Below are 25888 nucleotides of genomic sequence, written 5' to 3'. Positions count from 1 at the left end.
TTGTCAATTCCAATTTGACAATTATTTGACATGAATTTGACGAGAATTTAGAAAACCGATTGCTTTTCCGTGCTCATCTGCTTATAATAAAAAAAGCAGTACCCAATTACAGATGAGGGGATTTGAGGGGTAATATGAGGACCGAAGAAAAGCTGAATATGACCATGCTCTGTGACTTTTATGAGCTGACGATGGGCAACGGTTATTTTCAGGCGGGTTTTCAGGACCGCATCACGTATTTTGATGTGTTTTTCCGGACGGTGCCGGACAACGGCGGTTTTGCGATCTGCGCAGGCCTGGATCAGCTAATTGCATATATTGAAGATCTGCATTTTGACAAGGATGATCTGGCGTATCTCCGCAGCAAGAATTTATTTTCAGAGGAGTTTCTGGAGTATCTGCGGAATTTTAAATTTACAGGTGACATCTGGGCGGTTCCGGAAGGGACGCCGATTTTTCCGCGGGAGCCAGTGGTGACGGTTCGGGCGCCTGCAATCCAAGCACAGCTGATTGAAACATTCACGCTCCTGTCCATCAACCACCAAAGTCTCATTGCCACGAAGGCCAACCGCATTGTCCGCGCAGCACAGGGACGGACGGTGCTGGAGTTTGGCTCCCGCCGGGCGCAGGGGACAGACGGCGCCATCAGCGGTGCCCGGGCGGCCTATATCGGCGGCTGTAAGGGGACGGCCTGCACCATCTCGGATCAGCTGTACGGTGTTCCGGCGGGCGGAACCATGGCCCACTCCTGGGTCCAGATGTTTGACTCCGAGTATGAGGCGTTTAAAACCTACTGTGAGATTTATCCGACCAACGCGACCTTGTTGGTGGATACCTATAATGTGCTGAAGTCTGGTGTGCCCAATGCGATCCGGGCGTTCAATGAGGTGCTGAAGCCCAGGGGCATTACCAAATGCGGCATCCGCCTGGACTCCGGAGATATCGCTTACCTTACCCGGGAGGCCAGAAAGATGCTGGACGATGCGGGATGGACAGAGTGCCAAATCTCGGCCTCTAATTCACTGGACGAATATATCATCCAGGATTTGCTGCTGCAGGGGGCAAAAATCGACCTGTTCGGTGTGGGTGAACGGATGATTACCGCACGCAGTGAGCCGGTGTTTGGCGGCGTGTACAAGCTGGCGGCAGTGGAGGATACAAGCGGAAATATCACGCCTAAAATTAAGGTCAGCGAGAACATAGACAAAATCACGAACCCGCATTTCAAAAGGGTGTACCGCCTTTATGACAAGCAAACAGGCAAAGCCGAGGCCGACTATATTGCGGTTTGGGATGAAACAGTGGATGAAAGCCAGCCGCTGGAGCTGTTTGATCCACAGGCAACATGGAAGCGCAAGACTTTTACCAACTACGCAATCCGCTCCCTGCAGGTGCCGGTGTTTCAGGGGGGCAAGCTGGTTTATCAGCGGCCAAGCCTGCAGGAAATTCAGGCATATTGCAAAGAGCAGGTGGATACCCTGTGGGATGAGGTAAAACGCTTTGAAAATCCGCATACCTACTATGTGGATCTCAGCCAAAAGCTGTGGGATATCAAGCAGGCCCTGCTGTGCCAGAACCGGTGATAGAAGTCCCCCGCTCAGAGAGCGGGGGACTCCATTTTACAGAAAGAAGGTTGCAGCGGATCTGCTTTTTTTGTATAATCATTTAATAAGAGAAGCAAGCTGACGGCAGAGTAAAAGAGAGGGGGCGGAAGATTTGTCCAGAACGCATCCAAAAGAACGAACGGAACGGCGGATTTCCGCAGCGACCAGCCTGTCGATGTGCGTCTTGACGGTCTTTGCCCAAATCTGTACCACAGTATTTTTGTCCCGGATTTTGCAGGAAAAAGCCACATATGTATATTCAGCATTGGTCTGTGTGGCCGCGGTTGTGGCCATCCGGGTCTACCAGCGTCCCGGCAGTCCAAGCTACAAGCTGATATGGATGTGTCTGTTGCTGGCCTTGCCGGTATCTGGCATGATTCTCTTCTGCCTGTGGGGCGGCACGCATCAGGCAAAGAATTTAAGTATGCGCAAAATTGCACCGCCAAAGGAACGGGAGAGCACGCAGATGGAGAGCGCCAATAATGTGGCGCGGCTTGGAAAACAGTCCCCAGCGCTGGGGCGTCTGGCCGCCTATCTTCAGAAAAAAGGCTTTTTGCTCTACCGCAATACGGATGCCAAGTATTTTTCCGATGGGGCGGAATTCTTGGATGACCTGATTACGCATCTGCAGCAGGCGGAGCTTTATATTTTCCTGGAGTATTATATTCTGGCCGAAGGGCAGATCTGGGATCGCATGTTTGCTGTTTTGCGGGAGAGGGCCGCTGCCGGGGTGGAAGTCCGCATTATCTTTGACGATTTCGGCAATATTACCCGCCTGTCGGACGGCACACTGCAGGCGATACAGGATGCAGGCATTGAGGTAGAGGTGTTTAACCCTGTTCACCGATATATCAACCGGATCTACTTCAACTACCGGGATCATCGCAAGATTGCCGTGATTGACGGACAGTATGCCTACACCGGCGGCATCAATATTGCTGATGAATACGCAAATCTGATTGTCCGGTTTGGCCATTGGAAAGACACAGGCGTTCGGATTGATGGAGAGGGAGCCTGGGGATTTGCTGCCCAGTTTATCCAGATGTGGAAAATGATTGGCCGGACGCTGCCCAACGAAGATGACTATTACCGCTCCAGAGTGGAGAGCAGCGGCGCCGGCTTCTGTCAGCCATTCACCGATGGCCCGCTGAACAATCCGGATAACCCCATTGAGGACACCTATCTGCAGCTCTTTTCCGCGGCCAAGCGTTTTTTGTATATTACAACGCCCTATTATGCTGTGGAGGAATATATGCAGCGGAGCTTGTGCATGGCCGCTGACGGTGGAGTGGACGTCCGACTGATGATTCCGGCGGTTCCGGACCATAAGTTCACATATCTGGTTGCGGAAACTTATTGGGGAGAGCTTCTGCAGCATGGGGTGAAAATTTATAAATACTCTCCGGGATTCCTCCATGCCAAAAGTGTGATGGTGGATCGGGAAGTAGCGCTGATCGGCAGCACAAATATGGACTACCGTACATTTCAGCTGCATTATGAATGCGGTGTGCTGTTTTATCATGCCCCGGTGGTGGAGGAACTGCTGGAAGATTTGGACCGAACGATGGCCCAAAGCACGCTGTACACGCTGGAAGATTGGGAGAAACGCCCTTGGCACCGCAGGGTATTTGCCTCTATTTTAAGGCTGGGGGCTATTTGGCTGTAATCGAAAAACGATACGGAGACTCCAGCTGCTTCGCGACGGCGGCAGGTGGCTGGCCCTAAAATTTTATGTACGCTGCGGCAGAGCGGATTTGGCTGCCGTGGTCGGACTTTTCCATTTGCCGGATTTGTATGCCGGCCGGTCTTTGACTTTATTCCCAGGAGGTCTCTCATGTCCCGTGAGCTTACCATACAAGAGACTGCTGAACGCAGCCTTATAAAAAAATACCGCAAGGAGTTGTGGAATCCCTTTATCGCCGCAGTGAAGCGCTATGAACTGGTTTCGCCAGGCGACCATATCGCTGTGTGCATTTCCGGAGGGAAGGACTCCATGGTGCTGGCCAAGCTGATGCAGGAGCTGCAGCGCCACACAGACCAACCCTTTGACCTGACATTTTTGGTGATGGACCCGGGCTACAATCCGGAAAACCGCCGCCTGATCCAAGAGAATGCACAGCTTCTTGGAATTCCCATCACCATTTTTGAAAGCGATATCTTTGACGTAACCGTGCAGGTGGAAAAGAATCCCTGCTATCTCTGTGCGCGGATGCGCCGGGGGTTTCTATACAGCAAGGCCCAGGCACTTGGGTGCAACAAGATCGCGCTGGGCCACCACTTTTCAGATGTGATTGAGACAACACTTTTGGGGCTGTTTTACGGTGCCCAACTGCAGGCGATGCCGCCGAAGCTCCACAGCAAAAACTTCCCGGATATGGAGCTGGTTCGGCCGCTGTACTGTGTCCATGAAGATGATATCATTGCTTGGAAGAACTACAATCATTTGCGCTTTCTCCAGTGTGCCTGCCGTTTTACAGAGAGCCGGGATGCTGCGGGAGACGGCGTGGGAGAGAGCAAACGCCAGGAGATGAAGGTACTGCTCCGGAGGCTGAAAACAGAAAATCCCAACATTGAAAAGAGTATTTTCCGGGCCATTCATGGCGTCCAGCTGGATACGTTTCCAGGCTTTAAATACCGGGGAATCACACATTCTTTTCTGGATTTTTACAATACGCCCCGGATGGATTCGGAGAACGGTGACTCTGTGACAAAGGAGGAGTAAACCATGGATTATTACCGGTGCGAAAATCCAGACTGCGGATACGTGGCAGAAGAGGAACCGGATGTGTGCCCCCGCTGCGGCGGCACATTTTTTGTTCCGATGGAGGAGGAGATGCTCTCTTCCGGCGACTGGGTAAGTTTGGGAAACCAAGCTGCGGATGAGCGGCGTGAAACACAAGCGCTGGCCTGTTACCAGCGGGCTGCTGCCATGGGAGATATGCTGGGCCTGACAAACCTAGCCTGGTGTTTTGAGGCAGGGATCGGTGTGGAGACGGATGCCAGACAGGCGGCGGTCTTGTATGCCCAGGCAGCGGCCCATGATTATATGCCGGCACTGACCAATCTGGGTTATTGCTATACATATGGTATCGGCGTGGAGACGGACTATGCCAAGGCACTGGAGTGCTTTCTCAAGGGGGCTGCGAACGGCTTCCCACGGGCTCAATTCCTCCTCGGAGAGGCATACCACCGGGGCTGGGGAGTGGAGCAGGACGAGGCAGAGGCTGTCAAGTGGTATCAATCCGCAGCATGGCTGGGGTATCCCAGCGCTCAGACAGAACTGGGCAGGTGCCTGGAATTTGGAAGCGGTATCCCCAAAAACCTGGAGCAGGCGGTTAAGTGGTACCGCAGCGCCGCCGATCAAGGCAATGCGGCCGGACAATGCTGCCTGGGATTTTGCTATGAGAGCGGTATTGGCGTAGAGCAGAGCTGGGAGCAAGCGGTGAACTGGTATCGCGCAGCGTCCAGCCAGGGGTATCCACGTGCCCAGTGCAACTTGGCCTGGTGTTACGAATATGCCAAGGGTGTGGAAGAGAATTTTCAAGAGGCTGCCCGCCTATACCGTGCGGCCGCAGATCAAAACTATCCACGGGGGCAGTTGTGCTATGGCCTTTGTTGTGAGCGGGGGCGGGGCGTACCGGCAGACCCGGTGGAGGCAGTGACTTGGTACCGTAAGGCAGCGGAGCAGAATGATGAAGATGGCCAGTGCTGCTTGGGATTTTGCTATGAGACCGGGACGGGTGTGGAACAGAGCTATGAAAAGGCGGCGGAGCTGTATCGGCAGGCTGCTGAACTGAAAAACGCACCCGGCCAGTGCAACTTGGGGTTTCTGTATGAGCTTGGCTGCGGGGTTAAACAAGACTGGGAGCAGGCTGTCAAATGGTATCGCGCCGCCGCAGAGCAGGGGATGCCCCGCGCGCAGTGTAATTTGGCCTGGTGCTATGAAAACGGCAAGGGTGTGGAGAAAAACTTGGTGCGTGCTGCAAGCTGGTATCGGAAGGCGGCAGAGCAGGGGGATCCGCGGGGCATGTTCTGTATGGGCGTATTCTGTAAACGCGGCTTGGGGGTGAAGCAGGATCTGGCAGAAGCCATCCGCTGGTATAAAGCGGCTGCAGATGCCGGAGTAGCTGGCGCCCAGTGCAATCTCGGCGTATGCTATGAGCATGGTGAGGGCGTAAAGCAGAGCTACGAGAAAGCGGCGGATCTATACCGGCAGGCAGCAGAGCAGGGTGATTTAGCGGCTCAGTGCAATCTGGGCTATCTCTATGAGGCTGGCTTTGGCGTATCTCAGAGCTGGGAGCAGGCGGCTCAGTGGTATGGACGGGCGGCTGATGCTTCCTACCCGCGTGCGCAATGTAACCTTGGGGTGTGTTACGAATTTGGCCACGGCGTGAAAAAGAATACAGCCCGGGCTGCAGCGCTGTATCAGCAGGCAGCGGATCAAGGCGATCAGGTGGCTCAATGCAACTTAGGCTATCTCTATGAGACCGGCGTTGGCGTACCTCAGAGCTGGGAACAAGCGGTCAAGTGGTATCACCGCTCGGCAGAGCAGGCGCATCCCCGTGCCCAATATCATTTGGCGTGGTGCTACGAGCATGGCAAGGGTGTTTCCAAGGATCTGGAAAGAGCCATCTGCCTGTATCAAGCTGCTGCAGAGCAGGCGTATGAAGGAGCTGCGGAGGCGTTGCAGCGGTTGAAAAGTGGGAAAAAGCCACAGCAAAAACGAAGCGGCTTTAAAGGATTTTTGGATAGCTTTCGCAGTCATTAAGGCCGTGACCGACACCGTTTCTCATAGAAACGGTGTCGGTTGAAAAAACAAAAGAAAAATTTGTAAAACCCCTTGACAAAAATGCAATTTTCAGTATAATAATATCTGTTCGCTATGAACAAGCACGGTTTAGCGGGTTTGTGTAAAGGTAGCACAGCAGACTCTGACTCTGTATGTGAGGGTTCGAATCCTTCACCCGCTGCCAAAGTAGACAAAGCCTGCGTATAACTATTGTTATACGCAGGCTTTGCTATTTCTTATTGCTTTACACCGGAAATATCACGGTTGACTGGCAACTATTCCTTGAATATAGGCTTTGATATTGGAAGGGTATTTTGCTTTTAGCAGTGAACCCATCAGGCAGGCGGTCCTGACCAGAAGAATATCACCAAAGGAACTCCTATAACAATGAACAGGATGAGCCATATGAACACCATGCCCAACAGAAAACCGAGCTTTCTCAAATTCTTTTTCATATTTCTTCTCCTTTCCTGATTCCCAAGCCAGCAATTTCTACAGCTTTTTGCTATTTGAAGTTGGAAAAAGACTTCGCCGGAAAATCCTGGTTTGCTGTTTGACTTCTTTGGAGCAAAGTATATCATAATTCTATGAATATTCCATACGTATTCCAGCCTATTGTCATACGTTGAATTTGCCGAGAAAAGCCTTGAATCCCTTAGTTTTACGCTGATAAGGAAGTATTCACAACAACTTATCACTAACGCTGACAGACAGGTTTGCAAGCAGAGAGTTAATCACTTCCTAAAGTGGTCGGTTCTCTGTTTTTCTATGTTCTCATTGTTACGCAGTAGAACCGCATTTTTGAGTATCCGAATATAAAGCTTCTACCCTTGATACCTCTTTTTCAATTTGCGCAACTTATCTTACTTTATCGTAGCCATTGCATTATAGAGCATTGTAGAGTATCCCGATTTAGATCGGAAAGTAGAGTGGAATAACGCATTCCGAGAGTTTAACCCTTCCGCTGGATTACAGTCAATTCAGAGACAGGCCTAAACTACCACACAAGGAAGAGGGGGGGTTATCAATATGGAGAAAGAAAGTAGAGAGGCTGATGTGCCGGTCTACAGAGACGTATCAAAGACATAAAAGGAACAACACATTTTTAAACTAAGCGGTGAAATGAAAGTATACTTCCTGAAAACCCAAGTGAGGAAGTGCCTCTGGGGTAGCGACTCTCACAATCACGCATGGAATGGATTAATAAGTGTAAAGTCAGATAAAAAATTAAGATCACCAGAGACTTCAAATATTTTTTTAAATAACATAATTTCCAGGTTACAGAGCTCCATGCGTTGCGGCATACGAATGCAACATTCCCCTTTGAGAACGGTACCCCTGGAGAAAATTCAGCACTGGCTTGGACATGCAAATATATCCACTACTGCCGGTATATATGTTCATTTTGCGGATGAGCACAACGAGCGGCTTTCGGACAAGATCACAGGGCTTGTAAAGGTTCCGGATCTGCGCGTTCCGAAGAAATTTGTTAGAAAAATGTTAGAATTTCCGAAGCCTGCATCAGGTGAATAGTAGCCTGAAACCGTCAATTCGTTGCAGCCCAATGGATTCAGGACCTTGCTTTTTTCGTCATAATGCCATATACAGAATATGTTGTATATTTATTGCTTTGGTGCTATACTAAATCACGCTAAGCGGCGGCGCAGTATTCTAGTCAGATCTGCCGTTTCCTAGGGAGGGCCTAAAAATCCTCTGAAGGGCACATCGATGAAACCCGTGGTGCCTGCTTGATACGCCCAGTTTTGGGTGGGTGCTGGGGGGAAGCGCATGCCTGCGCTTGCGAACTCAGGGCGCTTTCCAATGGCATGGTTAACCCGACCCTGTTTTCGTGGAGACCTGTTCTTGTGCACAGACGTACTCCCTTGTGGTATTTTCGGCCTGTGTACGAAACAGATTGTGAACCTGCAATGCGGTGCATCGGCCCCTTCGGACCGTAACGCTGTGTGCAGACGTAGCCTGCCTTGCGTGGGGTGGGTGAATGGGGGAACACGCGGCGTTGCTCTGGCCAGAGCGGCGGCACGCGATTGCCCCCTGAAACCCTTCTTGCAAAAGAGGCTAAAGAAACGGATGGACTGCGGTGGAAATCACCTAGGCTGTCAATTCCGGGCAGAAAAAGGATTGCAGTGCGGACTAAGTGGCAATCGGGTCGCATGGCTTGGCGACACTGTGCCGCGGTACCGAAGGGGGAACCGCCTCTATCGGCAACGAGAGGTGTACCGTGGGGAAAACCAACCCGTACCTAAGCCGTAAGATTTACTTTTTCTGCCGCCGCCAGCTTAGCAAACAGCACTTCCCTAATGGAGGTATTTTTTTGAAAAAGGACCAGCATAAGAAAATGAAAAAACAGAAAAAAGGCGGGGAGATCTCCCGCTATCGCTGGGCCTTACAGGTCTTTCTGATTGCGATTGCTCTGTCTGCAGCTCTGAGCCTGGCATCGGAGACGGTGCTGGCTGGTGCGGGCATAGCCATCGCTGTTTTGATTTTGGTGGTATTTGTCGGTCTTGGCATTGTATTCGATATCATTGGCGTGGCGGTGACAGCGGCAGATGCCACACCGTTTCACTCCATGGCAGCCCACCGGGAAAAAGGCGCCACGGAGGCACTCAGTCTGCTGCGCAATGCCAGCCGTGTCAGCAGCATCTGCAATGATGTGGTGGGTGATATCTGTGGCATCGTCAGCGGCACGACGGCTGCAGTGATTGTGGCGCGGCTGCAGGCGTCTTTTAATCTGAAAACGGTGCTGCTGTCGGTGGGAGTTACGGCGCTGATTTCCGGACTTACCATAGGCGGCAAGGCGCTTGGCAAAACGTTTGCCATCAGCAAATGCACCCGCGTTGTTTACTGGGCGGGCAGATTCCTGCACTTGTTCCACCACTGAGAGGAGTTATCAACTGTGATTCTGGAAACCATCCATTCTCCTGCTGACGTCAAGGCACTGGACCAGCGGCAACTGTCCCAGCTCTGCCAGGAACTGCGGGAGTTTCTCATATCCAACGTGTCAGAGACCGGCGGACATCTGGCCTCTAATTTGGGGGCAGTGGAGTTGACTGTGGCCATTCACCGTGTATTTGACACTGCGTCGGATCGGCTGGTATTTGACGTAGGTCACCAGTGCTATGTCCATAAGGCCCTTACAGGACGTCAGGAACTATTCAGCACTCTGCGCCAGCTGGACGGCCTCTCCGGTTTTCCAAAACCAAGGGAGAGCAGGCATGACGCCTTTGTGGCGGGCCATGCATCCAACTCTGTTTCTGTGGCTCTTGGAATGGCAAGGGCAAGAACTTTACAGAAAGAAAAATACAGTGTTTTGGCACTGATTGGCGACGGGGCCCTGACGGGAGGGCTTGCCTATGAGGGACTCAATAACGCCGGAGCATCCGGTGAGCCGCTGATCGTCATTCTCAATGATAACGGGATGTCCATCAATCCCAATGTGGGAGCGATGCCGGATCACCTGAGCCGGCTGCGATCCAAGCCAGCCTACTACCATTTTAAAAAATGGTACCGGGGTCTTTTTGGGGAGCATCCCATGGAAAACCGACTGTACCGATTTAACCATCAGCTGAAAAGCTCCTTGAAAAAGGCACTGTGGCCGGGCAGCACGCTGTTTGAGGATATGGGATTTACGTATCTGGGGCCGATTGACGGCCATGATATGGAGCGGCTGATCAACGTTTTGGAGTGGGCCAGAGAGCTGCATGGTCCGGTTGTGGTCCATGTGAAGACCATGAAGGGGAAAGGGTACTCTTTCGCAGAGCAGAATCCCGGTAAATTTCATGGAATTGCGCCCTTTGATCCGCAGACAGGGTTGCTCAAAAAGCAGGGAGGGACAAGCTTTTCCGCTGAATTCGGCAAGGTTTTATCCACCTGCGGAGCAGAGGACCGGCGGGTTTGCGCCATCACGGCTGCCATGGCGGATGGGACTGGCCTGACAGATTTTTCCAGAGAGTTTCCGAACCGTTTCTTTGACGTGGCCATTGCAGAGGGACACGGCGTTTCCATGGCTGCAGGACTGGCTAAACAGGGAATGATCCCGGTTTTTGCAGTGTACTCTACATTTCTTCAGCGCGGATATGATATGCTGATTCATGATGTCGCACTTCAGCAGCTTCATGTGGTGGTGGGGGTGGATCGGGCCGGACTGGTGGGCGCCGACGGGGAGACGCACCACGGCTGCTTTGATGCCCTGTTTCTCCCGGCGATTCCCGGCTTTATTGTCTTGTGCCCGGCGAACTTTGCAGAGCTGCGGCATATGACGCGTCAGGCGCTCTTTGAATATACGGGACCGGTGGCGATTCGCTATCCACGAGGCGGAGAGGGCGATTTTCAGACAGATACCTCCGACAGGATAATTGTCCGCCTCCGGGAGGGGCGCGATGTGACAATCCTGACATATGGGATGATGATCAATCATGCGCTGGAAGCTGCGGATTTGCTGGCCGGGCAGGGATTGTCTGCAGAGGTGCTGAAACTGAACCGGATTTCGCCGCTGGATTATGAAACGCTGAAAGAAACTCTGGGAGGCACGGCCTGCCTGCTGGTGGCGGAGGATTCCTTTGGAACAGGCTGTGTGGGACAGCGGATTACGGCGATGATGGCGGAACATGGAGAAGCGCCCAAAAGGCTGATTTTGAAAAACCTGGGAAAAACCTTCGCACCGGAGGGAACCGTGGAGCAGCTGGAGCATCGCTTCGGCCTTGACGGGGCAGGCATTGCGGCGGCGATATTGGAGGCGGGAGTATGAGTACCAAGACAAGACTGGATGTGCTTCTGGTAGAGCGGGGACTCCAGGAGAGCCGGCAAAAGGCACAGGCCACCATTATGAGCGGCTTGGTATTCGTAAAAGGACAGCGGGTGGATAAGCCGGGAACAGCGGTAGCCAGCGACGCGGAGATTGAAGTGCGCGGAAATGTGCTGCGCTATGTCAGCCGGGGCGGACTGAAACTGGAAAAGGCGATGAAGACCTTTCCCATTGCACTGAATGGATTGGTTTGTGGAGATATCGGTGCGTCTACAGGCGGTTTTACGGACTGCATGCTTCAAAACGGCGCAGCAAGAGTGTATGCGGTGGATGTGGGATATGGCCAGCTGGCATGGAAGCTGCGGAGCGATGCACGGGTAGTGTGCCTGGAGCGGACCAATGCCAGATACCTCACGCATGAGCAGATCCCGGACGAACTGGATTTTGCATCGGTTGATGTAAGTTTTATTTCCTTGAAATTGATTCTTCCCGCGGTTTGTGGAATTTTAAAGGACGGCGGCCATGTGGCCTGTCTGGTAAAGCCCCAATTTGAAGCAGGAAAAGAAAAAGTGGGCAAAAAAGGGGTTGTCCGGGATCCAGCGGTTCATCTGGAAGTGCTGGAGCACTTTCTGGGACATGCAAAGGATTCTGGCTTTACAGTGCTTGGGATGACATTTTCACCCATCCGCGGGCCTGAGGGAAATATTGAATATTTGGGATATTTGGAAAAGCGGGACTGGCAGGAGCCGCAGATCGATTTAAAAGCGCTGGTGGAGGAGTCCCACGAGGTACTGAAAGAGCATGGAGAGGGGGAGAAGGGATGAACCCGAAAAAGATTATTCTCTGCCCGAACCCCAACCGGGACCGGGGAATGCTGGCCACCAAGGCGGCGGAAAAGATTATAAAAGAACAGGGGTTTCAGACGGTGGTCTGCTCCCCGTTTCGGGATCCGCAGGAGGAGGCCTTTGCAGATTACCGGCTTCAGCCGCTGAACCAGGAACTGAGGTCTGCCGATCTGCTGATTACCTTTGGCGGAGATGGAACCATTCTGCATTTGGCAAAGCTGGCGGCGCTGAATAAAACCCCGGTCCTCGGAATCAATATGGGCGGGCTGGGCTTTATTGCGGAGCTGGAGGCGGGCGAGCTGGAGGCGCTGCGAAAGCTGGCAGACTGGAAGTTTGAGGTAGAGTCCCGCATGATGCTGGATGTCTCCGTCTGGCGGGACGGCAAGCAAATCTACAACAACCTGGGTTTGAATGACGCGGTAATCCGGGAGGGGCCGATTTCCCATGTCATTCACCTAAAGGTTTCGTCCGACGGGCGGCATTTGGCGGATATCGCCGGCGACGGCGTCATTATCGCTACGCCGACCGGATCCACGGCCTACTCCCTGTCGGCGGGCGGTCCGGTGGTAGAGCCGGTGGCCCAGACGATGGTGGTCTGTCCCATCTGTACGCACAACATGCGGTTTTCTTCCTATGTGCTCTCTCCAGAACATACGTTGACCATTGAACTGGAGCGAAATGGCCGCAAACCGGTCTATCTGTTTGTGGACGAGAGCCGGGCCTTTGCCTTGAAATCCGACGACAAGGTGCAGGTGCGCCGGTCAAAGTATGTGACAAAGCTGGTGCACTTATCGGAAAAGAGCTTCTGCGAGATTTTTGCACAGAAAATGCTGCCGGGAGGATTGAATGATGAAAAATGACCGTCAAAATATGATCTTAGAGATTATTTCCCGGGAAAATATTGAAACCCAGGAGCAGCTGCTCTCCCGATTGCAGGCTCGGGGCATTACCAGTACACAGGCAACCATTTCCAGGGATATTAAGCAAATGCACTTGATTAAGGAGCCCGCGGGACAGGGGATTTACAAGTATGCAGTCTCCGGAAACCGCACCAAGCTGAACTTTGCAGAAAAGCTGCGGACGATTTTCCGGGAGAGCATCACCAGCATTGAAAGCGCCCAGAATATTGTGGTGGTGAAAACCATGCCCGGGCTGGCCTCGGCTGCCTGCGCAGCACTGGATGATATGGATATTGCCTTTATGGTGGGCTCCTTGGCTGGAGACGACACGGCATTCCTGGTGATGAAGGACACGGAGTCCGCGCTGACTTTCTGCGAGGAAATTCAGGAGATGCTGTAACCTTCAGGAATGACACGTCTCTTTTACTTTTAAATATTGAAATCCCCTGCCTTGCGTATTGCACGGGCGGGAGTTGCCCGGCCACAAGTGAATTTTGCGAAAAGGCTGTGCCGGAAAGTGCTTATATGAATGAGGTGGACACCATGCTGGAACTGCTTCATATCGAGAATATTGCAGTAATCGAGGAGGCGGACATTTTTTTCCGTCCGGGTTTCAATGCGCTCACTGGCGAAACCGGCGCCGGCAAGTCCATTGTAATTGATGCGATGGGCGCGGTGCTGGGAGGCAGGACCTCCCGGGATCTCATCCGCACCGGTGCTTCCAAGGCCTTTGTCAGCGCGGATTTTTCCGATGTTCCGACGGAGCTGCCTGGACTGGCAGAGGTCGGAGCGGCCATTGATGAAGAGGGGCATCTATTGCTGCAGCGGGAGATTACCGCAGACGGAAAAAATATCTGCCGTGTCAATGGCAGGCCCTTGACTGTGGCGCAGCTGCGGAGAATTGGAGAGGAGCTTCTGAATATCCATGGCCAGCATGACGGCCAGCAGCTGCTGGATGAGGAGCAGCATGGTGCTTATTTGGACCGCTTTGGCAAAACAGAGGCAGTTTTGGAGGCTTATCACGGGGCGTATGACGCCATGGCAAACCTGCGGGCTGAGATCAAAGCCCTGCAGATGGACGAAGCAGAAAGGGCCCGCCGAATCGACAGTCTTCACTTCCAGATTGACGAGCTGGAGCGGGCCAATCTCCAGACAGGCGAGGAAGAGGAGCTGACACAACGCAGAAATTTGCTGCGCAATGGCGAGAAGTACGTATCTGCGCTTTCCAATGCGGATTACTGCCTGAACGGCGATGATGAAACTGCCGGAGCGGTGGCCCAATTGAGGGAGGCGGAAGAGGCCCTTTCCGGCATCCGCACGCTGGGTGATGATTTGGCGGCACTGTACCGGCGCTTAGGGGACCTGCGCAGCGAGGCTTACGACCTTGCGGAGACCGTCCGGGACAAGCAGGCGGAGTTCGATTTTTCCCCGGCAGAACTGGACGCAGTGGAGAGCCGGACCGATCAGCTGTATCGGCTGAAGAAGAAGTACGGCGCAACCGTGGAGGACATGCTGGCCTATCTGGACAAGTGCCGGGCAGAGCTGGACGCCATCGAGACAGCGGATGACACGCGGACACTGCTGGAACAAAAACTGAAAAAAGCAGAGAAAGCGACACTGGCTGCCGGGGCGGAACTGACCCGTGTCCGGAGGGAAGCCGCTGCAGCGTTGGAACAGCGGATTCAGAAGGAACTGCGGGATCTGGACATGCACAAGGTTCAGTTTGCCATTGACTTTATGGAAAAGGAGCCGTCTCCCGACGGCTGTGACACCATCCGATTCCTGATGTCTGCCAATACCGGCGAGGACTTGAAGCCGATTGCTAAGATTGCATCCGGCGGTGAGCTGGCGAGAATTATGTTGGCGCTGAAGAATGTGCTGGCGGAACAGGAGGCCATTGGGACTCTGGTATTTGATGAAGTGGATACCGGCGTTTCTGGCCGTGCCGCTCAAAAGGTGGCGGAGAAACTGGCTCAGGTCAGCCGTCATAAGCAGGTGCTGTGCGTCACTCATCTGCCCCAACTGGCAGCGATGGCAGACACACATTTCTCTGTGGAAAAAGGGGAAAGCAGGGGAAGGACCTTTACACGTGTGGTACAATTGAATCGGGAACAGAGAAAGGCGGAACTGGCCCGGATTACCGGCGGCACCCGTGTGACAGATGCCCTGCTGCAAAGTGCGGGGGAATTGCTGGATGAGGCGGAGGCCTACCGGCAGACAATATGAGACTGCTGGTAGAACCGGATATGCGTTCTTCCGTCAAAGCGTCTCGAGGCCTTTTACGGCGATTGGCGATTTTGCCCTTCGGCGTATACCTGCTGACTGGACTTCTCATGATGCTTGCCAGCCTGCCGGGGATGCTGGTGTTTCTTCTGACGGCAGCCGGCGGCGCTGTTCATGCAGGTGGAGGAGCACTGCAGAATAAATGGTTTCCGCCGCCAGGTCGGTGTTGGAAAAACGATAATTTTATTGACAATTTCAATTTTATCAGATACAATACCCGCGTATACAGCAAAGAAGAGGACGAGTACCCGTCATGGCGCTGCAAAGAGAGCTTCCGGCTTGGTGAAAGGGAGAGAGCGGCGGACGGCGAATACACCTTGGAGCTGGCACCCAAACGGCTTTTCTGGAAAGCCCAGTAGGCGTGCTCCGGGAGCGCCCGTTACCGCGCGGGAGTGTGTTGGCACTCCACGAGGCCGTCTTTGCGAGGAGGCGGTGAACCAGAGGTGGTACCGCGAAGCTGTTTCGCCCTCTGTCCCCATGGGACGGAGGGCGTTTTTCCCTGTCCCGAAAGTTTTGGACAACAATAAAGGAGAGTATTGACATGCAGATCTATGAAGAACTGAAAGCCCGGGGGCTGATTGCCCAGGTGACGGATGAAGAGGAGATCCGGGAACTGGTGAATACCGGCAAGGCGGTGTTTTATATCGGCTTTGACCCCACGGCCGACAGCCTTCACGTGGGCCATTTTATGGCGCTGTGCTTGATGAAGCGGCTGCAGATGGCGGGCAACCGGCCCATCGCCCTGATCGGCGGCGGCACCGGCTATATCGGGGATCCTTCCGGCCGCAGCGACATGCGATCCATGATGACGCCGGAGACCATCCAGCACAATTGCGATTGCTTCAAAAAGCAGATGGAGCGGTTTATTGAATTCGGCGAGGATAAGGCCATGATGCTCAATAACGCAGACTGGTTGCTGAAGCTGAATTACGTGGATTTGCTCCGCGAGGTGGGCGCCTGCTTCTCCGTGAACAATATGCTGCGGGCCGAGTGCTACAAGCAGCGGATGGAGAAAGGCCTTAGCTTCCTGGAATTCAATTATATGATTATGCAGTCTTATGACTTCTACCATATGTTCCAGACCGTGGGCTGCAACATGCAGTTCGGCGGAGACGACCAATGGAGCAATATGCTGGGCGGCACAGAACTGATCCGCCGGAAGCTGGGCAAGGATGCCTACGCCATGACCATCACCCTGCTGATGAACAGCGAAGGCAAGAAGATGGGCAAGACCGCCAGCGGCGCCGTATGGCTGGATCCCGCAAAGACCAGCCCCTTCGACTTCTACCAGTATTGGCGGAACGTGGGCGACGCGGATGTGCTCAAGTGTATCCGGATGTTGACCTTCCTGCCTTTGGAGGAGATCGACGCCATGGACAAATGGGAGGGCGCGCAGCTGAACGCCGCAAAAGAGATCCTGGCCTATGAACTGACCAAGCTGGTTCACGGTGAGGCGGAGGCCGAAAAGGCCCAGGAGACCGCCCGGGGACTGTTTGCAGGCGATGGATCCACAGAGCACATGCCCACCACCGTTTTGGCCGATGCGCAGTTCACCGATGGAGCCATCGGCGTACTGAGCCTGCTGACGGCCTGCGGCCTGTGCGCGTCCAACGGCGAGGCCCGGCGCCTGGTGCAGCAGGGCGGCGTCAGCGTGGATGACAAAAAGGTGGAAGCTGCTGATACAGTCTTTGACAAGGATGATTTTGCCGGAGATGGCATCGTTATCAAAAAGGGTAAGAAGGTCTACCACAGGGCGATGCTGGAGAAGTAAACTTTAATCTCTGCAACAGACGCGATGCTTCGGCATCGCGCCTGTTTATGCGTTTTAGAATAAGCAAAGAAGAAAGGGACTATTATGATCACAGTCAATGATATCAGCATGAACTTCAGCGGAACCACACTGTTCAAGCATGTGGATTTGAAGTTCGTGCCGGGCAACTGCTATGGCATTATCGGTGCCAACGGCGCCGGTAAATCCACCTTCCTCCGCATTCTCTCCGGCGATTTGGAGCCAACCACCGGCGAGGTGGTCATCTCCAAGGAGGACCGCATGTCTATTTTGAAGCAGGATCACTTCCAGTACGACCGGTATACCGTGCTGGACACGGTGATTCTGGGTAACCAGCACCTCTATGATGTGATGAAGGAGAAGGACGCTCTGTACGAAAAAGAGGACTTTACCGACGAGGACGGCGTGAAAGCCAGTGAGCTGGAGGCGGAGTTTGCAGAGATGGGCGGCTGGGAGGCCGAGAGCGATGTCTCCCGCCTTATTCAGGGCCTGGGTCTCTCCAACGATATTTTATACAGCGAGATGTCCACCCTTACCGCCAAGGAAAAGGTGAAGGTGCTGCTGGCCCAGGCGCTGTTTGGCAAGCCCGACATCATCCTGCTGGACGAGCCCACCAACCATTTGGACATCCAGGCCATCGAGTGGTTGGAGGATTTCCTCATGGACTGCGAGAGCCTCTGCATTGTGGTCAGCCACGACCGTCACTTCCTGAATACGGTTTGTACCAATATCGTGGATGTGGACTACGGTCAAATTAAGATGTATGTGGGCAACTATGAGTTCTGGTATGAGTCCAGCCAGCTGATGCAGCGGATGATCAAGGATCAGAACAAGAAAAAAGAGGATAAGATCAAGGAACTGCAGGAGTTTATTTCCCGCTTCTCTGCCAATAAATCCAAGAGCAAGCAGGCCACCGCCCGCCGGAAGCTCTTGGACAAGCTGTCCGTGGAGGAGATGCCCGCCTCCTCCCGCCGGTATCCTTTTGTGGGGTTCCGGATGGACCGGGAGCCAGGAAAGGAGATTCTGGCAGTGGAGGGCCTCAGCAAGACGGTGGACGGCCGGAAAGTGCTGGACAATGTCTCCTTCCGGGTAAACAAGGGGGAGAAAATCGCCTTTGTGGGGGAGGATGAGATTGCCAAGACCACCCTCTTCAAGATTTTGATGGAGGAGCTGGAGCCGGACGAGGGCTCCTTCAAGTGGGGAACCACCATCACCACCAGCTATTTCCCGCTGGACAACTCCGCCTTCTTCAACGACTGCGATTTGAATCTGGTGGACTGGCTGGGCCAGTACACCGCGGACAACGCCGAGGAGAACACGGAGTCCTTCAAGCGCTCCTTCCTGGGACGGATGCTGTTTTCGGGAGACGATGTGTTCAAGCCTGTGAAGGTTCTCTCCGGCGGTGAGAAGGTGCGGTGCATGCTCTCCCGTATGATGCTGTACGGCTCCAATGTCCTGGTGCTGGATCAGCCCACCAACCATCTGGATTTGGAGTCCATCACCGCTGTTAACAACGGACTCATCGATTTCAAGGGCGTGGTGCTGTTCGCCTCCCACGACCACGAATTTGTCCAGACGATTGCCGACCGAATCATGGAGTTTGTGGACGGCAGGCTTATCGACAAGATGGGAACCTATGACGAGTATATCGCCGGCCAGCGGGAAGAGATGCTGGCCCGGCTGAACAAGGGCTGAGGACTCGCCGCCGTTTCCGCTTTGTTGCCGTTTGTCACAGAAATGCGGTTGACAAAAAAAGACACCGCCCCTATCCTGTTGCTGAGAGCGGCAGGAGAGGGGCGGGTTTTTTTGAACAGACAGCGGCTTTGGGGCGGTTTGGCCCTGCTGATGGTGACGATTTTGGTGATTGCCGCCGCGCAGCTTCAGAAGAACAGGGCGGCGCGGGATGCGGAGGCGGCGTATCAGGCTCTGCTGGATGCTGCACCGGTGGCGGAGCTTACGGGGGAAAGCCTTTCCCCTGACGGCAGATTCGAAGCCCGGACGGTTGGGAAGAGCGACACCTACATCAACGGCGTCCGCCTGCCGGAGCGGCTGGAAATTGCAGACACGGAGACCGGCACGGCGGTGTGGAAGGACATGGGGTATGTGACCCAGTCTGTGCTGTGGTCCCCGGACAGCCGGTATTTGGCTTTGGCCTATGGCGCGCGGACGTGGGGAGCCGTCAAGGTTTTTGAAACAGAAAACTGGAGCAGTTGGGACTTCGCTCTGCCAGATGGCGTCCCCATCCCGGAGTACATCTTCCTGCCGGAGGACTGGGGCGTGTGGCGGGATGAGAACACGCTTGAGCTGACCGTGGGGCGGGGCGGCGACGGGGAGGGGCAGCGTGTTTACCGCTGCTTTTTCCGGATGGAGGATGGATCGCTCACCGGCAGCACCATGGAGCAGACCACGGAGCCATTGCCGAAATCCTGGGATTTTGACCATGACGGTGTGCCGGAGACGGCGGAGGTTGTCCTTCTGTGGGGAGGAATGCCGGATACGAATCATCAGAATTTGGGCAGCTGGGATGAGTTGCTGCTGAAGCGTCAGGACGGTACCATCCTCTGGTCGGAAGAGGCAGCTCTGAGTCACGTCGGCTGGAATACAATTGCCGCCTGTACGGTGGACGGGCAGGACTATTTGCTGCGGTACCAGCCTGCGATGTTCCAGGGAATGGCGTCGTATGCCTATCAGCTGTTTTCCCTGGATGCCGCCGGGGAGGAGATTCTTCTCCGGGAAAACCGTGTGGAGTTTGATACCAGCTTCGGCGCGCCGCATCACAGTGGTTTTGATGCTGAAACGATTGCAGACTTTTTGTGGGAGATCCGGACGTATCTTGCGGACAGCACGGTTCTTCTGAGTACGGAGAACGGGGTGTTCCAGTCTGACATCCCGGGGCTGGAACTGCGGTATTACCCGTTCGGGGACTTGCTGGCCCTGGACAGCCGGGAGGCTACGGAGGCGGCGGTTCGCCGGATGGCGACCGCCTGGAAAACGGAACAGGGAGCGATTTGAAGCCAACATCGGCCGCCGGGAGTGTCTCCCGGCGGCCGGTGCTTTTTTCATTTGATGATCATACGATGTCCAGAAGCTGGCGCAGATCCTGTATTTCATAGTTGATGCGAAGATCCGCCCGCCGCTGGCTGCCGGAGGGGTTGAACCAGCAGCAGGGAAGTCCCGCGTTGTTGGCCCCCTGCATATCCGTCGCCTGGGAATCGCCGATGACCAGACAGTTTTCCGCTGTGATGCCCGGAACAGCGGCGCGTACATAATCAAAATATGCCTTGTCCGGCTTGGCGGCGCCGGCCTCCTCGGAAATAAAGGCGCAGGAGATCAGATCTGCAAATACGCTGCCCTGCAAACGGCTCCGCTGGACGGAAGCCACGGCGTTGGTGACGATATACAGACGATGTCCCCGTGAGACAAGGGAACTGCAGACCTCCTCCGCGTGGGGCAGCGGGAAGGCGCACCTGCCAAGGGCGGACAGATAGTCCCGGTTGGCCTGGGCAGCATCCCGCGACAGACCCAACTCTCGAAAGAAGCGGACATACCGCTCCAGTGTGACAAATTCTTTGGAGACCTCGCGGCGATCAAACGCGGCCCATAACTCCAGATTAATTGTATGATACAGGTTTCGGTTTTCTGCCGTATCCGCCACATCGTGGAGGCGGCACATTGCGGCAAATGCCTCAGCGTCTGCCCTGGGAAAGTCAAACAGGGTGTCGTCTGCGTCAAAAAGCAGGTATGGATATTTCATGAAAGCAGTTCCTTTCGGGTGATTTCGTGGTTCTATGCTATCACAGTCCGCATGGAAAGGCAATCACCCATCCGGTGTCTTTGCCATACCATAGTGCGAGGGGGAATGCCGAATGAAAAAGACCTTTGGCGTGATTGGCGGAGACCGGCGCCAGGCAGAGCTGGCCCGGCTGCTGGCGGCAGATGGCCGCACGGTTTCAACATATGGACTGGAGGCCTGGAAGCCGGGCGGCGAGACCTCGCTGGAACGGGCGGCTACGGCGGACGTGGTCATTTTGCCGCTGCCGCTCTGCAAGGGAGACAGTGTGCTGAATTGCCAGGAGACACCTGTACCGACCATGGATCTGTTCCGGAAGTTTCATTCAGGACAGCTGCTGCTGGCGGGACAGGTAAAACCTGCACAGCAGCGGGAGGCAGAGGCCTGTGGACTCCATCTGGAGGACTATTTCCTCCGGGAGGAGCTGACAGTAGCCAATGCGGCGGCCACCGCAGAAGCGGCCGTTCAGGTGGCCATGGAACACCTGGACCGGTCGCTGCTGGGGATGGACTGCCTGGTACTGGGCTTTGGCCGCATAGGAAAGCTGCTGAGCAACCGCCTGCATGGCCTGGGCGCCCGCGTCACTGCCACTGCAAGGAAGCCCGGCGATCTTGCCTGGATCCGTGCCTATGGCTGGCAGGCATTGGAAACCAGCAGATTGGACGGCCATTTGAATTCCTTCGGCACCGTATTCAACACGGTCCCCTCAATGGTTCTGGATGAGAGGCTGCTTCCGCAGCTGCCCAAGGAGTGCCTGCTGGTGGATTTGGCATCTGTGCAGGGCATGGATCTGGTGGCGGCAGAGCGGCTGGGATTGGCCAATGTATGGGCCAGATCGCTGCCTGGCCGTCTGGTACCTTATACGGCGGCAGCCGTCATCCGGGACGCGGTTGATTACATCTTGGAAGAACGAGGTGACCCAGCGTGAGGAAAGAACGGGTCGGATTTGCAGTTTGCGGGTCCTTTTGTACACACGCACAGGTTCTAAAAGAACTGGAGGAGCTGGTGGAGATTTACGAGACGGTCATTCCAATTGTCTCAGAAATTTCCGCCTTCACAGACACCCGATTCGGCACGTCTGATGATTTGCTGGAGCGGTTGGAGGATTTGACGGGGCATGAGGTGCTGTGCGATATTCCGGCGGTGGAGCCGATTGGCCCCAAATCATTGCTGGATGTGTTGGTGATTGCGCCGGCAACTGGCAATACCATTGCAAAGCTGGCGGCTGGAATTACAGACACCGCCGTTACCATGGCGGCCAAGGCCCATCTTCGAAACGGCAGGCCGGTGGTCATCGCCATGGCCAGCAACGACGGACTGTCAGCAGGCGCAAAGAACATTGGAGAACTGCTGGTACGGAAGAACTACTACTTTGTTCCCTTCGGACAGGACAATGCCCAGGGAAAACCATGTTCATTGGTGGCGGATTTCACCAAAATTCCGGAGACAGTGGATGCCGCCATCCGGGGTGAACAAATTCAGCCGATTCTGCTTCGGTGAAAAGAGGGGCGCGGAGAGGGGTTCCGCGCCCCTTCAAATTCCTCCCACGAAAAATGGCATTTCTTTTCATATTAAATTGTGCTATACTAGTAGCATTATCAAGAAAAGGACGGGAAGGACATGTCTTTGACCACGAAGCGGGCACTGGCGAAATCACTGAAAAAACTGCTGTCCAAACGCGGCCTTGATAAAATCACAGTCAAGGATATTGTGGAGGACTGCGGTGTAAACCGGCAGACATTTTACTATCATTTTCACGATATTTACGATTTGACGGAGTGGATTATTCAAGATGACGCAGAAAATATCCTCTCTGCGGAGTTGGATTACAGCGACTGGAAAGTCGGAATACGGTCTGTGATCATGTACATCCAGCAAAACCGCAATTTGATTTTAAATGCGTATAACTCTGTCAGCCATGAAGTGGTGGCAGACTATCTGAAAAAACTGCTGCGCCCCTATATCCTACAGATTGTCCAAAGGGAAGCGAAAGATTTGGACAGACCTCCGCAGGAAGAGGATGTTGATTTTCTTGCAGATATGTACACGTTGATGGCAGCAGGAATCGTCATGGAGTGGATCGGGCGGCGGATGGAGATGCAGGGGACGGAAGAACGGTTGAAAAAGCTGTTTGCCGCCACGGACGGAAGTTTCTGCTTTATGCTGAATAACCTTGAAAAAAGACGGAATACCTGATAAAAAAGAGGCGATCGCCTCTTTTTTATGTGAAAAAGATGATTGTGAAAATTGCATATGGAAAGAATGGAAAATTCGTGCTATGATAATCGAAATTATTTTAAAGCGGGATTTTTCTGCTTTAACATAGGCTTGGAAGGAGAATGCGAAAGATGCCGTATGTGATTTTAACGGAGTCCTCCTGTGATTTGACACCCGAACTGGTGGAACGGGCCGGTGTGGAGGTACTGCCGTTGTCTTTCACCATAGATGGAAAAAACTACCCTCACTACCCGGATGGCCGGGCATTTCCCATTGCTGAATTTTATGATCGGATGCGGGCCGGCGCAGTTGCAGTCACGGCGGCAGCCAATGTGGCAGAGCTGTCCGATGGAATGGAGGCACACCTGAGGAATGGGGAAGACGTGCTGTTCCTGTGCTTTTCCTCTGGACTTTCCAGCACAAGGGATGCCTGTGCCATTGCTGCGGAGGAACTGCGGGAAAAATATCCGGAGCGGAAAATCTACACGGTGGATACGTTGGCAGCGTCCGGCGGACAGGGGCTGCTGGTCTATTTGGCCGGAAGAAGACGGCAGACTGGCGCATCGATTGAGGAAGTCCAGGATTTTGCAGAAGAGAGAAAGCTCCATATCGGACACTGGTTTACAGTTGACGATTTGGCCTATTTGAAGCGTGGAGGGCGGGTATCTCCGACAGCCGCTGCTGTGGGTACGATGCTGAACATCAAGCCGGTACTCCATGTGGACGACGAAGGGCACTTGATCCCAGCAGAAAAGGTGCGTGGACGCAAGGCGGCTGTTCAAACCTTATTTCAGCATATGGAAGAGACCGCCCTCCCGGAACAGGAGGCGGTCTTTGTCTGCCACACCTGCTGCCGGGAGGAGGCGGAGTCCCTGCGGGAAGCTATACAGGAAAGCTTCCATCCTAAGGAGACATTTATTACGGATGTGGGCCCCATTATCGGCGCCCACACCGGACCTGGGTTAATGGCACTTTTCTTCACAGCGAAGCACCGCTGAAATTTCGCTTTTTTGACAGAGCTGCGTCCGTGTCTAAACTTTAGACACGGATGTTTTTTTGTTTATATCAATAACAGAAACGGCCCGATATGATATAGATGATGAAAAAAGGAGATGAGGGCTGTGGATCTCTCGGATATGATCAAGCGCACCAGCATGGCAAAAGCATATGAATTCTTAGATAAAGACCCGGAGCAAAACATCCCAAAGCTGGCAGACTGGCTGGAGAAACTGGATAAAGAGGGGGGAATTGCCAGACAAATACCCACCATCCAAAAATTTGCACAGGATCCAAGTTCCAACTGGTTTCGTTTGGCTTCCAGCCTATGGGAGGATGTGGACGATGAGGTGCGCAAGACATTATTTACCAATTTCGTCATCAACGGAAATTTGCTTGCAAACCCAAAGCTGACGAAGAATCGTAAGAAATATGGATGCAACATTCCTTGGGCAATTCTGCTGGATCCGACCAGTGCCTGTAACCTCCACTGCACCGGCTGCTGGGCGGCGGAATATGGAAATAAACTGAATCTGACGTTTGATGAACTGGATGCCATTATAGAGCAGGGAAAGGCGCTGGGGACGTACTTCTACATTTTTTCTGGAGGCGAGCCCCTAGTCCGGAAGGCAGACGTCATTGCTCTATGCAACAAGCATTCCGACTGTGCATTTCTGGCGTTCACAAATGGTACCCTGATTGACGAGGCCTTTGCAAAGGAGATGCTGCGGATAAAAAATTTGATACCGGCAATTTCTGTAGAGGGATTTGAAGCAGATACGGACTTCCGCAGGGGAGAGGGGACCTTTGCCAAACTGCGAAAGGGAATGAAGATTCTGCGGCAGCACAAGCTGCCATTCGGTGTTTCCTGCTGCTATACCAGCCAAAACTACCGGATAATCGGCAGTGAGAAATATTTTGATGCTATGGTGGAATGGGGGGCCAAGTTCGCTTGGTTCTTTACCTATATGCCGGTTGGAAAAGCTGCGGTGCCGGAGCTGATGGCCACAGCCGAACAGCGGGAATACATGTATCATCAAATTCGAAGGTTCCGTCAGACGAAGCCGCTGTTCACCATGGACTTTTGGAACGACGGAGAATTTGTAGGCGGCTGTATTGCGGGAGGCAGGTGCTACTGCCACATCAATGCTGGAGGCGATATAGAGCCCTGTGCATTTATCCACTATTCCGACTCCAATATCCGTACCAAGACACTACTGGAAGCATATCAATCTCCACTGTTCATGGCCTACCACAACAATCAGCCCTTCAACCAAAACCATCTGCGTCCTTGTCCGCTCTTGGATAATCCAGGCTGTCTCAGCGGCATGGTAGATGCTTCGGGAGCAACGTCCACAGATCTGGAGGCTCCGGAAGATGTCCATAAACTGTCTGATAAATGCAAAGAGCAGGCAGAAAAATGGGCAGTCGTTGCTGACCAACTATGGAAAGAACATAAAAAGGGCTGAAGAAGCAGCTGTGGTCTGTCTACAGATGATAGGCCATAATTGCTTTACATAACAACAGAAAGTAAAAATGACGAAAAGAACCAGTAAAAGATTGCAAATTAATAAGGACAACTTATGATAAATATAAATTTTATTAGGAAATGAGCCGCATAAATTCCTTTTATTGGGAAAAAATAGAAGACGGAAAGAAAAACTCCACAAACCCATAAAAAGAGGGTTGACTTTTGTCGAGGCCTCTGGTATTCTTAACAAGCTGTCCGGCACGAAGCCAACGCGGTCAACACATGAAAGACAAAATGTTGAAGAATAGTGTTGACAAAGCGCGCTTTTTGTGGTAAAGTAATTTCCACCCGCCGGGAGAGGCGTGTACCTTGTAAATTAAACAACGTAACGAAAAGAAAGCACCAGACGTAAGCTTGGATGGTGAGAAATCACCAGAAAAGCG

Annotated in this window: 19 protein-coding genes, 1 tRNA gene and 1 other annotated feature; of the genes, 19 read left to right on the top strand and 1 reads right to left on the bottom strand. The window is 53.5% G+C overall.

Features of this window, described 5'->3' with window-relative positions:
* The first annotated feature begins 134 nt into the window (after positions 1–134).
* The 14 genes from BMZ81_RS12280 to BMZ81_RS12210 all read left to right on the top strand — a co-directional run bounded on the left by BMZ81_RS12280 (position 135) and on the right by BMZ81_RS12210 (position 19983).
* The gene (locus tag BMZ81_RS12280) at positions 135–1583 is read left to right on the top strand and encodes a nicotinate phosphoribosyltransferase (RefSeq protein ID WP_091132552.1); all 1449 of its coding nucleotides are present in this window, start codon (positions 135–137) and stop codon (positions 1581–1583) included.
* A 133-nt stretch (positions 1584–1716) separates the two neighbouring features.
* On the top strand, positions 1717–3270 hold the full coding sequence (gene cls, locus BMZ81_RS12275) for a cardiolipin synthase (protein ID WP_242942641.1): 1554 nt from the start codon (positions 1717–1719) through the stop codon (positions 3268–3270).
* Positions 3271–3438: 168 nt separating this feature from the next.
* Complete coding sequence (locus tag BMZ81_RS12270) at positions 3439–4326, top strand: tRNA lysidine(34) synthetase (protein ID WP_091132550.1); 888 nt, start codon at positions 3439–3441, stop codon at positions 4324–4326.
* Between the two features lie 3 nt (positions 4327–4329).
* The gene (locus BMZ81_RS12265; protein WP_091132548.1) at positions 4330–6372 is read left to right on the top strand and encodes an SEL1-like repeat protein; all 2043 of its coding nucleotides are present in this window, start codon (positions 4330–4332) and stop codon (positions 6370–6372) included.
* Between the two features lie 131 nt (positions 6373–6503).
* Positions 6504–6577 (top strand) — tRNA-Gln (locus BMZ81_RS12260).
* 2148 nt (positions 6578–8725) lie between these two features.
* Positions 8726–9292: a hypothetical protein gene (locus tag BMZ81_RS12255; protein ID WP_091132546.1), complete on the top strand. Its 567-nt coding sequence runs from the start codon at positions 8726–8728 to the stop codon at positions 9290–9292.
* Between the two features lie 15 nt (positions 9293–9307).
* Complete coding sequence (dxs, locus tag BMZ81_RS12250; RefSeq protein ID WP_091132543.1) at positions 9308–11158, top strand: 1-deoxy-D-xylulose-5-phosphate synthase; 1851 nt, start codon at positions 9308–9310, stop codon at positions 11156–11158.
* Positions 11155–11979: a TlyA family RNA methyltransferase gene (locus BMZ81_RS12245; RefSeq protein ID WP_091132542.1), complete on the top strand. Its 825-nt coding sequence runs from the start codon at positions 11155–11157 to the stop codon at positions 11977–11979. Before dxs ends, BMZ81_RS12245 begins: the two co-directional genes overlap by 4 nt.
* Positions 11976–12860 carry an NAD(+)/NADH kinase gene (locus tag BMZ81_RS12240; protein WP_091132539.1) on the top strand — a complete coding sequence of 295 codons (885 nt, stop codon included), beginning with the start codon at positions 11976–11978 and terminating at the stop codon, positions 12858–12860. Before BMZ81_RS12245 ends, BMZ81_RS12240 begins: the two co-directional genes overlap by 4 nt.
* Positions 12850–13299 carry an arginine repressor gene (locus tag BMZ81_RS12235; protein WP_091132538.1) on the top strand — a complete coding sequence of 150 codons (450 nt, stop codon included), beginning with the start codon at positions 12850–12852 and terminating at the stop codon, positions 13297–13299. The genes BMZ81_RS12240 and BMZ81_RS12235 overlap by 11 nt, the downstream gene beginning before the upstream one ends.
* A gap of 125 nt (positions 13300–13424) precedes the next feature.
* On the top strand, positions 13425–15125 hold the full coding sequence (gene recN, locus BMZ81_RS12230) for a DNA repair protein RecN (protein WP_242942640.1): 1701 nt from the start codon (positions 13425–13427) through the stop codon (positions 15123–15125).
* 279 nt (positions 15126–15404) lie between these two features.
* Positions 15405–15655: a binding site (T-box leader), on the top strand.
* 68 nt (positions 15656–15723) lie between these two features.
* Positions 15724–16953, top strand: a complete 1230-nt coding sequence (gene tyrS, locus BMZ81_RS12220; protein WP_091132534.1) for a tyrosine--tRNA ligase — start codon at positions 15724–15726, stop codon at positions 16951–16953.
* A gap of 84 nt (positions 16954–17037) precedes the next feature.
* Positions 17038–18666 carry an ABC-F family ATP-binding cassette domain-containing protein gene (locus BMZ81_RS12215; RefSeq protein ID WP_091132531.1) on the top strand — a complete coding sequence of 543 codons (1629 nt, stop codon included), beginning with the start codon at positions 17038–17040 and terminating at the stop codon, positions 18664–18666.
* Between the two features lie 111 nt (positions 18667–18777).
* The gene (locus tag BMZ81_RS12210; RefSeq protein WP_143072782.1) at positions 18778–19983 is read left to right on the top strand and encodes a hypothetical protein; all 1206 of its coding nucleotides are present in this window, start codon (positions 18778–18780) and stop codon (positions 19981–19983) included.
* A gap of 58 nt (positions 19984–20041) precedes the next feature.
* Here the strand turns inward: BMZ81_RS12210 and BMZ81_RS12205 are convergent, their stop codons facing one another.
* Entirely contained in the window at positions 20042–20725 is a 684-nt protein-coding gene (locus BMZ81_RS12205) for a YjjG family noncanonical pyrimidine nucleotidase (protein ID WP_091132527.1), read from the bottom strand.
* Between the two features lie 112 nt (positions 20726–20837).
* Here BMZ81_RS12205 and BMZ81_RS12200 point away from each other — a divergent pair, with 112 nt between their 5' ends.
* The 5 genes from BMZ81_RS12200 to BMZ81_RS12180 all read left to right on the top strand — a co-directional run bounded on the left by BMZ81_RS12200 (position 20838) and on the right by BMZ81_RS12180 (position 25443).
* The gene (locus BMZ81_RS12200; RefSeq protein ID WP_091132524.1) at positions 20838–21689 is read left to right on the top strand and encodes a dipicolinate synthase subunit DpsA; all 852 of its coding nucleotides are present in this window, start codon (positions 20838–20840) and stop codon (positions 21687–21689) included.
* Positions 21686–22261 carry a dipicolinate synthase subunit B gene (locus BMZ81_RS12195; RefSeq protein ID WP_091132522.1) on the top strand — a complete coding sequence of 192 codons (576 nt, stop codon included), beginning with the start codon at positions 21686–21688 and terminating at the stop codon, positions 22259–22261. Before BMZ81_RS12200 ends, BMZ81_RS12195 begins: the two co-directional genes overlap by 4 nt.
* Positions 22262–22381: 120 nt before the next feature.
* Positions 22382–22957: a TetR/AcrR family transcriptional regulator C-terminal domain-containing protein gene (locus BMZ81_RS12190; protein ID WP_091132520.1), complete on the top strand. Its 576-nt coding sequence runs from the start codon at positions 22382–22384 to the stop codon at positions 22955–22957.
* A gap of 152 nt (positions 22958–23109) precedes the next feature.
* On the top strand, positions 23110–23976 hold the full coding sequence (locus BMZ81_RS12185) for a DegV family protein (protein WP_091132517.1): 867 nt from the start codon (positions 23110–23112) through the stop codon (positions 23974–23976).
* A gap of 138 nt (positions 23977–24114) precedes the next feature.
* On the top strand, positions 24115–25443 hold the full coding sequence (locus BMZ81_RS12180) for a radical SAM/SPASM domain-containing protein (protein ID WP_091132627.1): 1329 nt from the start codon (positions 24115–24117) through the stop codon (positions 25441–25443).
* The last annotated feature ends 445 nt before the right edge of the window (positions 25444–25888 follow it).

The organism is Oscillibacter sp. PC13 (assembly GCF_900115635.1).
Lineage (GTDB): Bacteria > Bacillota > Clostridia > Oscillospirales > Oscillospiraceae > Oscillibacter.
Note: the sequence above shows the minus strand (reverse complement) of the source record. Positions and strands in the feature narration are given on the sequence as shown.

What these genes read in the sequence shown, in the direction of transcription:
- BMZ81_RS12280 (WP_091132552.1), top strand. Translation starts at nt 135, where the DNA reads ATGAGGACCGAAGAAAAGCTGAATATGACCATGCTCTGTGACTTTTAT.
- BMZ81_RS12270 (WP_091132550.1), top strand. Translation starts at nt 3,439, where the DNA reads ATGTCCCGTGAGCTTACCATACAAGAGACTGCTGAACGCAGCCTTATA.
- BMZ81_RS12265 (WP_091132548.1), top strand. Translation starts at nt 4,330, where the DNA reads ATGGATTATTACCGGTGCGAAAATCCAGACTGCGGATACGTGGCAGAA.
- BMZ81_RS12245 (WP_091132542.1), top strand. Translation starts at nt 11,155, where the DNA reads ATGAGTACCAAGACAAGACTGGATGTGCTTCTGGTAGAGCGGGGACTC.
- BMZ81_RS12240 (WP_091132539.1), top strand. Translation starts at nt 11,976, where the DNA reads ATGAACCCGAAAAAGATTATTCTCTGCCCGAACCCCAACCGGGACCGG.
- BMZ81_RS12235 (WP_091132538.1), top strand. Translation starts at nt 12,850, where the DNA reads ATGAAAAATGACCGTCAAAATATGATCTTAGAGATTATTTCCCGGGAA.
- recN (WP_242942640.1), top strand. Translation starts at nt 13,425, where the DNA reads ATGAATGAGGTGGACACCATGCTGGAACTGCTTCATATCGAGAATATT.
- tyrS (WP_091132534.1), top strand. Translation starts at nt 15,724, where the DNA reads ATGCAGATCTATGAAGAACTGAAAGCCCGGGGGCTGATTGCCCAGGTG.
- BMZ81_RS12215 (WP_091132531.1), top strand. Translation starts at nt 17,038, where the DNA reads ATGATCACAGTCAATGATATCAGCATGAACTTCAGCGGAACCACACTG.
- BMZ81_RS12205 (WP_091132527.1), bottom strand. Translation starts at nt 20,725, where the DNA reads ATGAAATATCCATACCTGCTTTTTGACGCAGACGACACCCTGTTTGAC.
- BMZ81_RS12200 (WP_091132524.1), top strand. Translation starts at nt 20,838, where the DNA reads ATGAAAAAGACCTTTGGCGTGATTGGCGGAGACCGGCGCCAGGCAGAG.
- BMZ81_RS12190 (WP_091132520.1), top strand. Translation starts at nt 22,382, where the DNA reads ATGTCTTTGACCACGAAGCGGGCACTGGCGAAATCACTGAAAAAACTG.
- BMZ81_RS12185 (WP_091132517.1), top strand. Translation starts at nt 23,110, where the DNA reads ATGCCGTATGTGATTTTAACGGAGTCCTCCTGTGATTTGACACCCGAA.
- BMZ81_RS12180 (WP_091132627.1), top strand. Translation starts at nt 24,115, where the DNA reads ATGATCAAGCGCACCAGCATGGCAAAAGCATATGAATTCTTAGATAAA.